Source organism: Enterobacter cloacae complex sp. P42RS (genome assembly GCF_014930595.1).
Taxonomy (GTDB): domain Bacteria; phylum Pseudomonadota; class Gammaproteobacteria; order Enterobacterales; family Enterobacteriaceae; genus Enterobacter; species Enterobacter bugandensis.
Genome location: NZ_JADBRK010000005.1, coordinates 162,346 through 177,408, shown reverse-complemented (window position 1 = coordinate 177,408; position 15,063 = coordinate 162,346). Strand labels below are relative to the sequence as shown.

The window sequence follows — 15,063 nt, the reverse complement described above, 5'->3', positions numbered from 1 at the left end:
CGTGTAATTATCTCTTCGTATAGTTAACCTTAGGTATAGTTATACTTTGGTATACCTATCCTATTGTATAACTGGATCTTTGCCGAAACCGGTTCCCATAATCCTGACCATTCCCCCTCTCAGTCAGGAGCAGTTATGGTTACCCTCGGTAAAGCCGATCTTATTCTGGTTAACGGCCAGTTTCACACCGTCGATCGCGAGAACCCTGTCGCGGAAGCCGTTGCCGTGCGCGACGGAAAATTTCTGGAAGTGGGTACCGTCGCCGAGGTGATGCAGCACCACTGCGACGGTACTAAGGTGGTGGATTTGAAAGGCCACACCGCGATCCCCGGCCTGAACGACTCGCACCTGCACCTGATCCGCGGCGGGCTGAACTACAACCTCGAGCTGCGCTGGGAAGGCGTGCCGTCGCTGGCCGACGCCCTGCGGATGCTGAAAGAGCAGGCCCTGCGCACGCCGTCGCCCCAGTGGGTGCGCGTGGTGGGCGGCTGGAGCGAGTTCCAGTTTGCCGAGAGCCGCATGCCAACCCTGGACGAGATCAACGACGCCGCGCCGGACACCCCGGTCTTCATTCTGCACCTGTACGACCGCGCTCTGCTCAACCGCGCCGCGCTGAAGGTGGTCGGCTACACCAAAGAGACGCCGAACCCGCCGGGCGGCGAGATCCAGCGCGATGCCAACGGCAACCCGACCGGGATGCTGATTGCCCGTCCGAACGCCATGATCCTCTACGCCACGCTGGCCAAAGGGCCGAAGCTGCCGCTGGAGCAGCAGGTCAACTCCACCCGCCAGTTTATGCGCGAGCTGAACCGTCTGGGGCTGACCAGCGCCATCGACGCGGGCGGCGGCTTCCAGAACTACCCGGAAGATTACGAGGTGATTGCCGAGCTGCACGAGAAAAAGCAGATGACCATCCGCATCGCCTACAACCTCTTTACCCAGCGCCCGGGCCACGAGCTGGAAGATTTTGAAAAATGGACCGACATGCTCACGCCGGGCCAGGGCAGCGATTTCTTCCGCCACAACGGCGCGGGCGAGATGCTGGTCTTCTCCGCCGCCGATTTTGAAGACTTCCTCGAGCCGCGCCCGGACCTCGCGCCGGGCATGGAGGGCGAGCTGGAGCGCGTGGTGCGCCATCTGGTGGAGCACCGCTGGCCGTTCCGCCTGCACGCCACCTATAACGAGTCCATCAGCCGCATGCTGGACGTGTTCGAGAAGGTGAACCGCGACATTCCGTTCAACGGCCTGCACTGGTTCTTCGACCATGCGGAAACCGTGTCGCAGGCCAACATCGACCGCATCAAAGAACTGGGCGGCGGCATTGCCGTGCAGCACCGCATGGCGTTCCAGGGCGAATACTTTGCCGAGCGCTACGGTATCGAAGCCACCCGCCACACGCCGCCGGTGGCAAAAATGCTTGAGACCGGCGTGCCGGTGGGCTTAGGTACCGACGCCACCCGCGTGGCGAGCTACAACCCGTGGACCGCGCTCTACTGGCTGGTCTCCGGCCGCACCGTCGGCGGGATGCAGATGTACGACCACAGCGCCCGTCTGGACCGCGATACCGCCCTGATGCTCTGGACCCAGGGCAGCGCATGGTTCTCCAGCGAGCAGAACCAGAAGGGGCAGATCAAGGTCGGCCAGCTCGCCGACCTGGCGGTGCTCAGCAAAGACTACTTCCGCGTGCCGGAAGAGGAGATCAAGGGCATCGAGTCCGTCCTGACGGTGGTGAACGGCGATATCGTTTACGCCGCAGGCAGCTTTGGCCCGCTCGCGCCGCCCGCCATCCCGGTCCTGCCCGAGTGGTCCCCGGTGGTGAAGGTGCCGGGCCACTACCGCAGCGCGCCGCCGCAGGCTAATCGCGTCGGCTTGAGTGTGGCTCACCACTGCAGCGGCCCGTGCGGAGTTCACAGCCACCAGCATGATTTCGCCCGCACGTCAGAGATGCCGGTGTCCGACGATAACGCTTTCTGGGGGGCGCTGGGCTGCAGCTGCTTTGCATTCTGATGAAAAACACTACTATGCCGCCCCGGGTCGATCTGGGGCTGTTCTTCCTGCGCCTCACCGGCAGCCTGCTGTTGCTCTACGTGCACGGCCTGCCGAAGGTGCTGCACTTCAGCGAAGAGCTGACGCGCATTGAAGATCCGTTCGGCTTCGGGCCTTACGCGAGCCTGATCCCGGCGATCGTCGCCGAGGTCATCTGCCCGCTGTTGATCATTGCGGGCGTGTACACCCGCCTGGCGTGCCTGCCGATTATCGCCGTGCTGCTGGTGGCGATGCTGGCGGTGCACCCGAACTGGTCGATTGCCGAAGGGCAGTTTGGCTGGCTGCTGCTGATTATATTCACCACCCTCGCCCTCACCGGGCCGGGCCAGTGGCGGCTGCCGCGTAAGGCAGCGGAGAGGTTCGCATGACCCAGGTTAACGACGTTCGCGACGCACACGTCGAGACGACGCCCGCACCGACGGTTTCGCCCTGGCAGCCGCTGAGCCAGCCGGTGTTCCGCATGCTGTGGATCGCCACGGTGGTCTCTAACGTCGGCTCATGGATGAGCGACGTCGGCATCAACTGGAGCATGCTGACGCTCAGCGCCGATCCGCTGGATATCGCGCTGGTGCAGGCGGCGAGCAGCCTGCCGATGTTCCTCTTCGCCCTGCCGTCCGGGGTGATGGCGGACATCGTTGACCGGCGTAAATACCTGCTCTTCTCCCAGCTGTGGGTGTTCATCGCCGCCGCCGGGCTGACGGTGCTCTCCTTCACCGGACACGTCACCCCTACCGTTCTGCTGGTGGCGACGTTCCTGCTGAGCGTGGGCGCGGCGATGAGCTCGCCGCCGTTCCAGGCCGTGGTGCCCGATCTGGTGAGCAAGCCGGAGCTGGGCGCCGCCGTGGCGCTGAACTCGCTCGGGGTGAACATCAGCCGGGCGATTGGCCCCGCGCTGGGCGGTTTTCTGCTGTCGCTCGCCGGGCCGTGGATGGTGTTTGCCCTGAACGCGCTTTCCGTGGTCGGCGTGGCGTGGGTGCTGTGGCGCTGGCGTCCGGCCCCGTCCGTGCAGCGTCTGCCGCCGGAGCACTTCTTCTCTGCGGTGCGCTCCGGGATTCGCTACGTGCACGCCGCGCCGGTGCTGCGCAACGTGCTGGTGCGCACGGTGGCTTTCTTCGTTTTCGGCAGCGCGGGCTGGGCGCTTCTGCCGCTGGTGGCGCGCCGCGAGCTGGGCTTAGGCCCGGCGGGCTACGGCGTAATGCTGGCGTGCATTGGCCTGGGGGCCATTGCCGGGGCGATCCTGCTGCCGCGCCTGCGCCAGCGGCTGAACGCCGATCGGCTGATGGTGGCCGCGAGCCTGGTTTTTGCCCTCACCATGCTGGCGCTGGCGTTCGTGCGCCACGTCTGGCTGCTCAACCTGTTTGAGTTCTTCACCGGCTTCGCGTGGATTGCGGTGCTCTCCACCCTCAACCTCGGCGCGCAGCGCAGCGCCGCCCGCTGGGTGAAGGCCCGCGCGCTGGCGGTCTACCTGACGGTGTTCTTCGGCTCGATGACCACGGGCAGCGCCATCTGGGGGCAGATCGCCTCTCAGTTTGGCACCCCGACCTCGCTGGTTGTCGCCACGCTGGGGATGGTGCTGGCAAGCGCAACGGTGTTCCGCTGGAAGCTGGAGAAAGATCCTGATTTAAACCTCGACCTGAGCGGCCAGCCGCTGGACGGCGTGGAGATTGAGCTGCCGAACGAGCGCGGCCCGGTGCTGGTGTCGCACGAGTACATCATCGACCCGCAGAACGCGGAAGCCTTCCTGGAGGCGGTACACGAGCTGCGCCGGGTGCGCCGCCGCGCCGGGGCGATGAGCTGGGCGGTGTACGAGGATATTGAGCGCCCCGGTCTGTTTATCGAGACCTTCCTGATGGGCTCCTGGATTGAGCATCTGCGCCAGCAGGAGCGCCACACCATGAATGACCTCCTGCTGCAGAGCCGCGTTCTGGCTTTTCATCAGGGTACAACATCACCGGCAATTCGCTATCTGGTCGCGCCGGTATAACCATAACCATCACCTGTACAGGAACACACTATGGCAACGTTTAAGGCAAAAGACGGCACGCAGATTTACTACAAAGACTGCGGCGCGGGCAAACCGGTTCTCTTCAGCCACGGCTGGCCGCTGGACGGCGACATGTGGGATAGCCAACTGAACTACCTGGCGGAGCGCGGCTTCCGCGCCATCGCCTTTGACCGTCGCGGTTTTGGCCGCTCGGATCAGCCGTGGAACGGCTACGACTACGACACCTTTGCGTCCGACATTAACGACCTGATCACCACCCTGGATCTCCAGGACGTGACGCTGGTGGGCTTCTCCATGGGCGGCGGCGACGTGACCCGCTACATCAACAACTACGGCAGCGCGCGTGTGGCCGGTCTGGCGCTGCTGGGCGCGGTAACGCCAATCTTCGGTAAATCCGACTCCTTCCCGCAGGGCGTGGATCAGAGCGTGTTCGACGGCATTCGCGACGGACTGCGTAAAGATCGCGCCCAGTTCATCAGCGACTTCGCCACGCCGTTCTACGGCACCAACGCCGGACAGACCGTCTCTGCCGGTGCCCTGACCCAGACGCTGAACATCGCCCTGCTGGCATCCCTGAAGGGCACCATCGACTGCGTGACCGCGTTTGGCGAAACCGACTTCCGCCCGGATATGGCGAAAATCGACGTGCCGACGCTGGTGATCCACGGCAGCAACGACCAGATCGTACCGTTTGAAAGCACCGGCAAGCTGGCGGCGGAGATGATCAAAAACGCCACGCTGAAGGTGTACGACAACGCCCCGCACGGCTTCGCTCTGACCCACCAGGATCAGCTCAACGAAGATCTGCTGGCGTTTGTGAAGTCGCTGTAATCAGTTAAAAGCGAAGCCTGATGGCGCTTCGCTTATCAGGCCTACAAGGGCTGGTCCTGTAGGCCGGGTAAGGCGCAGCCGCTACCCGGCGCTTTCGCAGACGCGTTCCGCTCCGCCAGCAGCCGACAAATCTCCGCGTGCTTCTCCTCGGTAAAGGTAAAGCGCGACATAAAGCCCATGCGAATCACCGAGCCAATCGCCGGCAACAGACAAATCCCGAAGAACAGCCCCGACAGCACGCCTTCGCTCTGGATTTGCGCCTGCGGCACGTAACCGATCATCGTCAGAAACACGCCAATAAGCCCGCCACCCACCGCCACCGACATCTTGCCGGTAAAGGTCTGCCCGGAGAAGGTGATCGCCGCGCAGCGCTTGTTAGTATGGTACTCCGCGTACTCGATGGTGTCGGCAATCATCGACGAGGTAAGGATGTTGGTCATCATCACGAACAGCGTGCTCAGGCCGAGCAGAATAAACAGCATCGTCACCTGGTGATATCCGACAAACCACATCACCACGCGCACCGCCACGTCCAGCCCGCAGAGGATCATAAACAGCTTCCGCTTCTGCATCCGGCGCGTCAGCATCGGGGCGACCAGGCACAGCACCGCCGCCACTATCCCCATCACGCCAATTGCCATTTGCAGGCTGCCGTCGCCCATATTGTTGATAAAGAAGTAGATATAGAGACCGCCCGCCACGTTATGGAACACGCAGAAAAAGAACGACAGCAGGACAATAAACAGCGGCTTGTTCTGGCGCAGGTTGTGGAAGGTGTCGCGCATCGTCACCTTTTCCGGGCTCGGCAGCACGCGCTCTTTGATCTGCATAAAGCCGTTGAGCATCAGCGGCAGGCCCACCAGCATCATCACCAGCGCCGCCATAAAGTAGCCTTTATCGCTGCTGTACTGGGCGAAGAACGCCGCCAGCTTCGGAAAGAAGATGTTGGCGCAGGCAATCCCGGCGTTCACCCCGAGCATCGCCGCCGTCACCGCGCGGGTGCGCTGGGCGGAGTCGTTGGTCATCACCGACGACATCGACCAGAACGGGATATCGGAGATGGCGTACAGCGTCCCCCACAGGATGTAGGTCACCCCGGCGTAGAGGATTTTGGTGGTCATGTCCGCTTCGATTTTATAGAACGACAGCAGCGTGACGCCGGTGATCAGCAGCGGCGCGATCAGCAAAAAGTGGCGAAACTTGCCGAACCGGCTGTTAATGGTGTCCATGATGCTGGCAAACAGCGGATCGTGAACCGCGTCCCACGCGCGGGCAATCAGGAAGATGGTGCTCGCCGCCAGCGCCGAGATCCCCAGCACGTCGGTGTAAAAATAGTTAATAAACGAACCCACTAAACCAAAGCTAAAACACTGACCTAAACCATAGCCAAAGTAAGACCACAACTCGCGAGACGGTATTTTCATTGTCATTGCCATAGTGCGTACCTGGTTGCCCGGCGGCTGACCGCCGGGTCGTTATTATTAGCCCTGCGGATTAGGGGCGATTTTGCGCAGCTTCTGCATCAGCGCAATTTCAGCGCGTGAGAACGGAATGCCGTTCTCCTCAAACACGTCGTGGAACCAGAGGCGACAGTAGTCCGTGGACTCTTTCATCACCACCGGCCACGGCAGCCACGTCTGGGTTTTGCCGCGCACCAGCCCCCACTGATACGGCGCAACCTTCGCCATGTACATCAGCGGAAGCTGCTCTTCAATCGTGCTGCCCACGTGGCGCGCCAGCCATTCGGTACAGAAGATTGGGCGGCCCAGCGCCTGAAGCTGTTGAATAATCGCCGTCATGCGCCCGGTATTGGTGTAGGCGTGATAGCTCACCACGTCCGACAGCTCCAGCGCGGTCTGGTCCAGCGGATGCTGGTAAAACGTCTCGCCCTCCTCTTCCGCCGGCAGACGCCACGCGCAGACGGTGAGCGGCTGGGTCGGGTCTTCTTCACGTACCCACTGGAACGCCAGCTTCATCAGTTCGTGCGCGCAGGTCTCCAGCTTCGCGTCGTACAGCACCTCTTCCGTGCCGGTCGCGAAAATGCCGCGGTTGCCCGGCTCGTTATACAGATCCCAGAGCAATACGCGCTTATCCTCGCGGAACTGGCGGACAACGTCGCGGATATAGCGTTCAATGTCTGCCCAGCAGTCGGGATCGCACACCTTGTCGCGCCCCGGGCTCGCCGCCGCCTGGCTGTTGTGCTTGCCTGGCACCGGCGGCTTTTGCGGGCCGAGGTACGGCTCGTCACCGGAGAAGCCGCAGTCGTCCATCAGGGTCAGCATGGTGCTGAATCCGTGACCGTCGGCAATCGTCAAAAAACGATCGATACGCGCTATGAGGCCGTCGCGGTCATGCTCCCAGACGATAAACGGCAGGTTAATGCGCAGGGTGTTGTAGCCCGCGTCCGCCGCCCAGCCCAGCTCGCGGTCAATCGTCCCGGCATCGAAGGTCTCTGCCTGCCAGATATCGGTCCAGTTCACCGCCGTCGACGGCAAATAGTTAAACCCGCACAGCCAGCCTTTCTGCTCATACCACGCCTGTGCCTGCTCCCTGCTCCACTGCTCTTTCATTACGCATCCTCTTACTGATAATGTTTAGCTAATAAATATTAGTTGCGGGATAAATGCGCAAATCACGGCGTTTAGAAAAGCGATGCCCCTCACAAAGTTCACGCTTCGATGAATGAGAAACGTGATCGACGGCGCTAAAGCGTGCGGTTAGGGTATGATGCGAAGTCGCGAAAGGGAGAGGACGGATGAAGCGAAAAACAAAAGTGACGATGAACGATATTGCGCGGGCGGCAGGGGTATCGCAGGCGACGGTATCACTGGTGCTTAACCAGTCCCGCAACATCAAGCTCAGCGACGAGACCCGCCATCGGGTGATTAGCGTCGCCACCGAGCTCGGCTACGACCGCCTCCCCGCCGTTCACGCCCCGCGCAACCAGGAAGAGATCGCCCTGCTGGTCAGCTCGCTACAGAGCTTCGACCCGTTTATCGACGCCATCAGCCAGGCGCGGGAAGCGGCGTGGCGCAACGAGACCCTGCTCACCGTCTACGACTACGGCGACGACATTGAGCTGGCGCTGAACATCATCCGCCAGCTGGAGAAGCGCAACTGCATCGGGATTATTCTCGCCTCTCCGGTCACCACGCTGGTGGACATGACGGCGTTTCACGACTGTACCCGCATCCCGCTGGTGCTACTCAACCAGCGAGACCCCGGCTCGCCGCTGCTGCCGTCGTTTATCCCGGACGACTACGCCAACGCCTTCCAGGTCACTAAACACCTCATCGCCTGCGGGTCCACGCGCATCGCCCACATCACCGGCGAAAGCTGGATGGAGGCCTCCCGCCAGCGTCTGGCGGGCTACCAGGCGGCGCTGCAGCAGGCCGGACTCGCGTGCGACGACGGCCTGGTGCGCCAGACCAACTGGCAGTTCAGCGAGTCATTCACCGCCACCACCTCCCTGCTGGAACTGGCCGAGCGACCGGACGCCATCTTCTGCGCCAGCGACTGGCTGGCGATTGGCTGCTATCAGGCGCTGGCGGTGAACGGCGTGCGCATCCCGCAGGACATGCTGCTGGCGGGCTACGACGACCAGAAGATTTCCGAGCAGCTCACCCCGCCGCTGACCAGTATCCAGCTGCCCTACAGCGAGCTGGGACGGCTGGCGGTTGAGTACCTGTGCAATCAGGAAGATGCCGCCACGCACGTGACGCTGGCGGGCAGGCTGAAGGTGCGCGCCTCAAGCCTCGTCTGAGGTAAATACCATCCCCGCATAGGGCTTCTCGCGACACGCCGCCAGCCGCGCGGCGAGGCTGCCGACGTGCAGCTCCAGCTTGTGCCCGTCCGGGTCGAGAAAATAGAACGATGCCCCCTCGCTTTTGTTCTGCTTCCAGACGGTGACGCCCGCCTGCTCAAGCCTTTGCGAGAACGGTTCAAAATCCGCTTCCGCCACGGTAAACGCGTAGTGGGTGTAGTCGCTCTTCTGCGGCGGCACATACTGGCGCGCCTCGTCGTACGACAGGCAGACCCACAGATCGCCGCAGGTGAGATAGGCCCCGGTATTCCAGCGGGCGTGCAGCGTCAGCCCCAGCAGCTCGTGCCAGAAGGTGACGCTTTTTTGCAGGTCGCTGACCGCGAGGGTCAGGTGGTTGAGTGATTGCAGCATGATATGCCCTTTTGTTTTTCGCGCCGGACATGGTACGGTAAAGAGATGAACATAAACCACGCCGTGCTCACCGTAAACCGCTGGTGGCTGCCTTCTTAAAGGCGGCACGGAGTAGTTTTCCCCATTTTCAGATAGCCGCCGAAAGGCGGCTTTCTCACATCTAAGACCCCTTTCGGCATTACAACGTTAAGGAGTCTTTATGAACCCGCAAACCATCCTCACCGGCGACCGCCCAACCGGCCCGCTGCACCTTGGCCACTTCGTCGGATCGCTGCGCCAGCGCGTGGCGCTCCAGCAGACACACAACCAGTTTGTGCTGATTGCCGACCTGCAGGGGCTGACCGACAACGGCAGCAACCCGCAGAAGATCCGCGACAACATCCCCGAAGTGCTGGCCGACTACCTCGCTGCGGGCATCGACCCGAACCTGACTACCATCTGCCTGCAGTCCGCCCTGCCCGCCCTCGCCGAGCTGACGATGCTGTATATGAACATCGTCACCGTCGCCCGCGTGGAGCGTAACCCGACGGTGAAAAATGAGATTGCGCAGAAAGGCTTTGCCCGCTCGCTGCCGGTCGGGTTTATGGCCTACCCCATCAGCCAGGCGGCGGACATCACCGCGTTTAAGGCCGAGTGCGTGCCCGTCGGCGACGACCAGCTGCCGATGATTGAGCAGACCAACGAGATTGTGCACAAGATGAACAGCCTGCTGCCCGCCCCAGTGCTGCGCCGCTGCAAGGCGATGCTGAGCGACACCAGCCGCCTGCCCGGCATCGACGGCGGCGCCAAGATGTCAAAATCGCTGGGCAACACGCTGCACCTTTCGGCCAGCGAAGAGACCATTCACCGTGCGGTCAGCGCCATGTACACCGACCCGAACCACCTGAAGGTGAGCGATCCGGGGCAGATTGAGGGGAACGTGGTGTTTACGTACCTCGACGCGTTTCATCCGGACAAGGAGAAAGTGGCGGCGATGAAGGCGCACTATCAGGCTGGCGGGCTGGGTGACCGGGTGTGCAAGAACGAGCTGGAGGGGTGTTTGCAGGAGCTGATTGCGCCGATGCGGGAGCGGAGGGCGGTGTATATGCAGGACAGGGGGGAGCTGATGGCGATGCTGAAGCGCGGGACCGAACGGGCGCAGGGGGTGACGCAAGAGACGTTGAGGGAGGTGAAGGTTGGGTTGGGGGTGCCGGTGTTTTGATTAGGTGAGTTGATTGAGGTTGGGCGGTGGAGTGTGATTGACACGTAGCCGCTTTGCCTCTCGATATAAAATATCGTTTGTTATAAAAATACTTAATTTTCCTTTTAGATAATTTAAATTGCTTTAATTACTTTAATATTACATTGATAAATCCTTTATGACACGCTTAAAGGATTAACATGGCAGATGTAGATAATATATCCTTGAGATTATTCAACATAATCGATTCTCCAGATACAGTCACAGCATTTATAAATGGAGGCTTATCCGTTCCGCTAGATTATGGATATCTGATCTATGGTATCTTTGACACGGAAACAAGGTATGAACGCGAAACGGAAAGAATTAGAATAGCAACCGCAATCATAAAAGACATTTTGAATTACGATAATATCATCAATGCAGCCAAGCAAATATTTAAACTATTCAACAGATATTTAACCGAGGCTGAGCAAGATAAGGTTTATAGACCAGCAGCTTCTTCAATACTGGGTAGAGTATCAACAAATATTATAGCAGCCACTATTGCGAAACGTGTTATTGAAAGAACGTCTTTTACATTTGTAGTTTTCAAAGGCAAATTAAATCCAATAACAGGACTGAGTACACTCCTTTTGTTTGGAGGAATGGCAGAACGCTCAATCAGAACATCTGCCAGGCTTAAAGCAGAAGCACCGGAGATATACGAACTTCTCAGACCCCGAGACTACGACCTACTCTACTTTCTATTTGCTGATGCCGTCCAACCTTTCGTAGATGCTATCCATGCAGGTTACTCAGAAGGAAAACCTGTCTTTAATCAGATCATGAACAAACTTAATGAAAAACTTAATGCCAAACGTACGGTAGGCTCGTATGAGTAAATTCATTATTCCTATTATAAACCTACTTCTTTGTTCATATTTAGTCTTATTATATATCCTTAGCTGGGTAGAATTTGACAACTGGCATGATAAAACAATCGCCTTTTGCATCATTACCCTAAGCGCCTACATTATTTCATTAGTAATGAATAAATTACTACCAGGCAAGATATATATTTTTGGCGGGATCCTAGATGTGTTATCGGGCCCCTTACTGATCATCGGTGCATTTGCTTGTATAGCTGTCCTTGAACCATGGCCGCTGAAAATTATTGGCTTGTTCATATGGGTCGTGGCGATGTTGCACCTACCTTCTTTTGTAAAAATAGATGAGGAATAATCATGTCAAATCCAGCATATCTATGGTTAACCTATGCTAATGGCTCACCCGTCGTAGGAGGTTCTATGGTGTCCGGTCGGTTAGGTGCTATTGAATTAAAGGCAGTCGCTCATCACCTCACCATTCCTGTGAGTGGAAATACAGGCCGACTAACAGGTACCCGTGTACATACACCGATTGCTGTTCAGAAAGAGTTTGATAAAACAACTCCGGTTCTTATCAGGGCACTGTGTGAAAACCAAACGCTAAAATCGGCTACGATCAAAATGTATCAAATTGATGATGCAGGAATCGAGAGAGAATATTTCAACATTATCCTGGAGAATGTAAAAATCACGGGTATTACGCCCAATCTGTTCCCGGGTTCTGGAACAGGAACGCATACAGAGACAATCGAGCTAAGATATGAGGCAATCACCTGGAAACACTGTTACGGGAATATCGTTTACAGAGATGCCTGGAATCATATGGCTATAGCCTGAACTGACTTTAAAATTTCTCGGTCCGGGGTAACGTTGTTCTTGTCGGTCCGACCAAGCGGAACGCCGTCGGGAAGCGCTGGCGATTATTTCTACCGCTTTAAAGGAGAGCATCATGATGGAACCCACACTCTCTCAAGTCATTGAGGTTGTTCGAAACTCCTCAGGTGAGCATCGTAAACCTATCGATAGCAATACGTTGATTGAGGCCGATTTGCATATTTGCGGTATGGACGGCGAAGACCTACTGGAAGACTGCGAAGAAGAGTTTGGCGTTCAGCTTGCCACGGAAGAAGATGGCTATATGAAAACGTTCTCTCTCGCAGAAAATGAGTATCTGTTTACGGGTGAAGGTATAGACTTTTTTGGCATCTGTCGGTTTATCCGCTGGGTACGTGGCATACCCGAACCTGTGATACGCGATTTAACCGTCGGCGAACTTCACGCTGTGCTGATTAAGGCTGTGAAAGAGCAGGTAAAGCACGAGTGATTTTTACTTACAACGGGCATGGGATGACATGCCCGTATCGTTTTATTGCTTCAAGGATTACATGAGGTGGGATCAAGAGATTCATATGTCGCATCTACCATTAACTGTTTGATTATCCGCATTAAAACACCATATTTACAAGTCAGAGCATGGCCAGGCCAGGGAGCCCTAAGGGTTTTGTCGCAATCAAAGGGTTGGGACAAATTTGATTCCTTTTTGATTTTATATTACTGGAATGACAAAGGATTTCTAACACTCCCATTTTAAAACACATACGCTGCATAATATTATTTATCGGCAATTCAGTAAATGTTACATTTATAATTAACAAGAACCATTACCATTCCTTTTTTAAAACATGACCAATATCAATATGGATCTTTATTTCGGATTTTAGCCCGGCTTATTAACCACTTTATGTATATTCGCCTTACAGTCTAAAACCTAGCATTGCTGCATTTACTCTTCTGCCCCTACAAGGAATTGTCATGCAGCTTTATACCAATGAATTCACCGCTGAGTTAAAAGCGGAAATTGATCGTTCGCCGTTTTCCGATGAAGAACTGGCCGCCATGTCTGAGGATGCACGCGCCATTATTGCCGAACAGGAAGCCTTTCATCGACAACATCCCGTCACCGCCATCTGGCGGATCGCCACGGCTGGCAGCCAGACCCGACTGGGCGGCGTGGTTCTTCCCGTCGATCGTGAAGCCACAATGCTCATGGACGATGGGAGTTACACCAGCGTTATTGTCGAAGGCGACTGTGTGGCCTATCCGGATGGAACGCTCGCCACGATTATGACCTCAGCAGGAGAAGCGTTTACGTGGAAAGGACACGGCGTTGCCCTGGTTGGTAGCCTGCTTGATAACGATGACGAGATTATCAGCACACCGCTCGGCAGTACTTATCTGGTCACCCGCGAAGGGATTCCACCTCAAGAGGATTTCTTAACCTGGCCCGGAGAATAGGACATGGGCTACCGTTCAACGAACTACGGCCGCGGTCAGGCGCTGCACGGCGACAGAACGACCACCGGCGCAATATGTTGTAGCACCCTGCCCAACTGCACCGAGCACGGGCGCGGCGTTATCCGCGTTGGCGATAAAACTACGGCATGCCCTAAATGCGGCAAACAGGGCGTTGTTGCAGACGGCGAACCTCGCGTTAACTGGATGGGACAAACCTCAGCCGTCGATGGTTCTGTCGTCATTTGTGGCTGCCCGCACGGAACCAACCGCGTGATCGCCCCATCGGGAGAGTGGCTCGGCTCCGGCCCCTCTCCTGAACAGATCGCACAGGAAAAGCATCAGGCCATGCTCGCAGCACGCCGAAAAGAGCAAGAGGCCGAAGCGCAGCGACAAGCAGAAGAACGCGATCGCAACCGGGTCTTTGCGAAATCCTGCCTGCGCGGTGAAGGCTGTAACGATGCAGGCACCGAAAGTGAGCCGCACACCAACTTCGGCGAAATGGCATTTTACCAGGCCATGCCCAACGACGCCCCGCAGCACGCCCAGGCGGCAAAGCGTAAGGCGATCCCAAAGCCGAAGCAACGCAGCGCGCTTTATCTCTGGTTGAACGGGCATCACGAGGAGATGGACTATCAGGCTGCCGTTGCGGCCGAAGAGAGGGCCTGGGCCGCGCGGTCCGCGATCGCCGATGCCAGCGAACTCGCACTCGTTGGCGGACGTACTGTCATTTCCGGCACATGGGCCGTGCGCGGCGCTGCACTTGGCGAGATAGCCACGGGAGGCCTTGGTGCACCTGTCGCAGGGCTGCTTATAGGGATGTATCCCGGTAAGCTGAACGACGGAGAGCAGGATTTTATCGACAGGATGCGCGCCGAACAGATGCGGGAAGCCCCTACCCGCGTTCGCTTCACCTGGGAGAACGACACCAGCGGCAACCCGACACCGCGAGGCTGGCATACGCCGCCCGGCAAAGACAGCGTGCGCGTTCGCACGATGGAGTGGGATAGCCGACGCCAGGCGTACACCTTTACTACCGAAGAAGACCCTGGTATCACCCTCATCTGGACACCGGACCGCACCGGAGAGAGTAAGCCGTGGGATACGGGTAATCACAACCCGGTACGGATACCGAACCCGGTTGTGGTAGATCCGCTGCCGGAGGATACGGGGATTGGTGCGACGACCAGCCCGACACCGGAAGAGAAGACGTTTGCGGATTATATTCTGATTCTGCCGGTGGGCGGGGTGCCGCCGATTTATGTTTATATCCGCCACAATCCCGGACAGGTCACAGGCAAGGGGCAAAAAGTTACCGGGGTTTGGTTATCTGATGCGAATGCGGGGAATGGGTCTCCTATTCCAAGCCAGATAGCGGATCGGTTACGTGGTCAGACATTTACGGACTTTGACCAGTTTCGTAAGGCGTTTTGGCTGGAGGTGTCGAGGGATCCGGGACTGCTGGAGCAATTTATCAGCAATAACCGCGCAAGTATGCGTAAAGGAAACGCCCCTTTCACACGCACACCTGACTCGGTTGGAAAAAGAGAACGTTATGAAATTCATCACATACAACCTATCAGTCAGGGCGGTAAGGTGTATGACGTTGATAATATGGGAATAACCACTCCAAAACATCACATCAAAATTCATAAAGGAGAGTGAT

The 15,063-nt window shown here is 57.7% G+C and carries 15 protein-coding genes; 12 read left to right on the top strand and 3 right to left on the bottom strand.

Features of this window, described 5'->3' with window-relative positions; translation table 11 throughout:
* The first annotated feature begins 135 nt into the window (after positions 1-135).
* From IM314_RS08715 to IM314_RS08700, 4 genes are read left to right on the top strand one after another with little or no spacing between them, the layout of a single operon-like run.
* Complete coding sequence (locus tag IM314_RS08715; protein WP_193358578.1) at positions 136-2,007, top strand: amidohydrolase; 1,872 nt, start codon at positions 136-138, stop codon at positions 2,005-2,007.
* Positions 2,007-2,414: a DoxX family protein gene (locus IM314_RS08710; RefSeq protein ID WP_045631075.1), complete on the top strand. Its 408-nt coding sequence runs from the start codon at positions 2,007-2,009 to the stop codon at positions 2,412-2,414. Before IM314_RS08715 ends, IM314_RS08710 begins: the two co-directional genes overlap by 1 nt.
* On the top strand, positions 2,411-4,030 hold the full coding sequence (locus tag IM314_RS08705) for an MFS transporter (RefSeq protein ID WP_193358579.1): 1,620 nt from the start codon (positions 2,411-2,413) through the stop codon (positions 4,028-4,030). Before IM314_RS08710 ends, IM314_RS08705 begins: the two co-directional genes overlap by 4 nt.
* A 30-nt stretch (positions 4,031-4,060) precedes the next feature.
* Positions 4,061-4,882, top strand: coding sequence for an alpha/beta fold hydrolase (locus tag IM314_RS08700; protein WP_044597222.1), 822 nt, complete (start codon positions 4,061-4,063; stop codon positions 4,880-4,882).
* Positions 4,883-4,923: 41 nt separating this feature from the next.
* Here the strand turns inward: IM314_RS08700 and IM314_RS08695 are convergent, their stop codons facing one another.
* Both IM314_RS08695 and IM314_RS08690 read right to left on the bottom strand, forming a co-directional pair.
* Complete coding sequence (locus IM314_RS08695; RefSeq protein ID WP_193358580.1) at positions 4,924-6,318, bottom strand: MFS transporter; 1,395 nt, start codon at positions 6,316-6,318, stop codon at positions 4,924-4,926.
* A 45-nt stretch (positions 6,319-6,363) separates the two neighbouring features.
* A complete protein-coding gene (locus IM314_RS08690) occupies positions 6,364-7,452 on the bottom strand; it encodes a cellulase family glycosylhydrolase (protein ID WP_193358581.1) in 1,089 nt (362 codons plus the stop codon).
* 185 nt (positions 7,453-7,637) lie between these two features.
* Here IM314_RS08690 and IM314_RS08685 point away from each other — a divergent pair, with 185 nt between their 5' ends.
* Positions 7,638-8,645 carry a LacI family DNA-binding transcriptional regulator gene (locus IM314_RS08685; RefSeq protein ID WP_193358582.1) on the top strand — a complete coding sequence of 336 codons (1,008 nt, stop codon included), beginning with the start codon at positions 7,638-7,640 and terminating at the stop codon, positions 8,643-8,645.
* Here the strand turns inward: IM314_RS08685 and fosA are convergent.
* Positions 8,631-9,056, bottom strand: coding sequence for a FosA/FosA2 family fosfomycin resistance glutathione transferase (gene fosA / locus IM314_RS08680; RefSeq protein WP_023295855.1), 426 nt, complete (start codon positions 9,054-9,056; stop codon positions 8,631-8,633). The genes IM314_RS08685 and fosA overlap by 15 nt on opposite strands.
* Positions 9,057-9,255: 199 nt before the next feature.
* Here fosA and trpS point away from each other — a divergent pair, with 199 nt between their 5' ends.
* From trpS to IM314_RS08645, 7 genes are all read left to right on the top strand, one after another.
* Complete coding sequence (trpS, locus tag IM314_RS08675) at positions 9,256-10,257, top strand: tryptophan--tRNA ligase (protein WP_193358583.1); 1,002 nt, start codon at positions 9,256-9,258, stop codon at positions 10,255-10,257.
* A gap of 179 nt (positions 10,258-10,436) precedes the next feature.
* Positions 10,437-11,120, top strand: coding sequence for a hypothetical protein (locus IM314_RS08670; protein ID WP_193358584.1), 684 nt, complete (start codon positions 10,437-10,439; stop codon positions 11,118-11,120).
* A complete protein-coding gene (locus IM314_RS08665) occupies positions 11,113-11,460 on the top strand; it encodes a hypothetical protein (RefSeq protein ID WP_193358585.1) in 348 nt (115 codons plus the stop codon). Before IM314_RS08670 ends, IM314_RS08665 begins: the two co-directional genes overlap by 8 nt.
* A 2-nt stretch (positions 11,461-11,462) precedes the next feature.
* Positions 11,463-11,942 carry a type VI secretion system tube protein Hcp gene (locus tag IM314_RS08660; RefSeq protein WP_193358586.1) on the top strand — a complete coding sequence of 160 codons (480 nt, stop codon included), beginning with the start codon at positions 11,463-11,465 and terminating at the stop codon, positions 11,940-11,942.
* 115 nt (positions 11,943-12,057) lie between these two features.
* Positions 12,058-12,429: a hypothetical protein gene (locus tag IM314_RS08655; RefSeq protein ID WP_193358638.1), complete on the top strand. Its 372-nt coding sequence runs from the start codon at positions 12,058-12,060 to the stop codon at positions 12,427-12,429.
* Positions 12,430-12,917: 488 nt separating this feature from the next.
* Positions 12,918-13,400, top strand: a complete 483-nt coding sequence (locus tag IM314_RS08650) for a hypothetical protein (RefSeq protein ID WP_193358587.1) — start codon at positions 12,918-12,920, stop codon at positions 13,398-13,400.
* 3 nt (positions 13,401-13,403) lie between these two features.
* A complete protein-coding gene (locus tag IM314_RS08645; protein ID WP_193358588.1) occupies positions 13,404-15,062 on the top strand; it encodes an S-type pyocin domain-containing protein in 1,659 nt (552 codons plus the stop codon).
* Position 15,063: the final 1 nt, after the last annotated feature.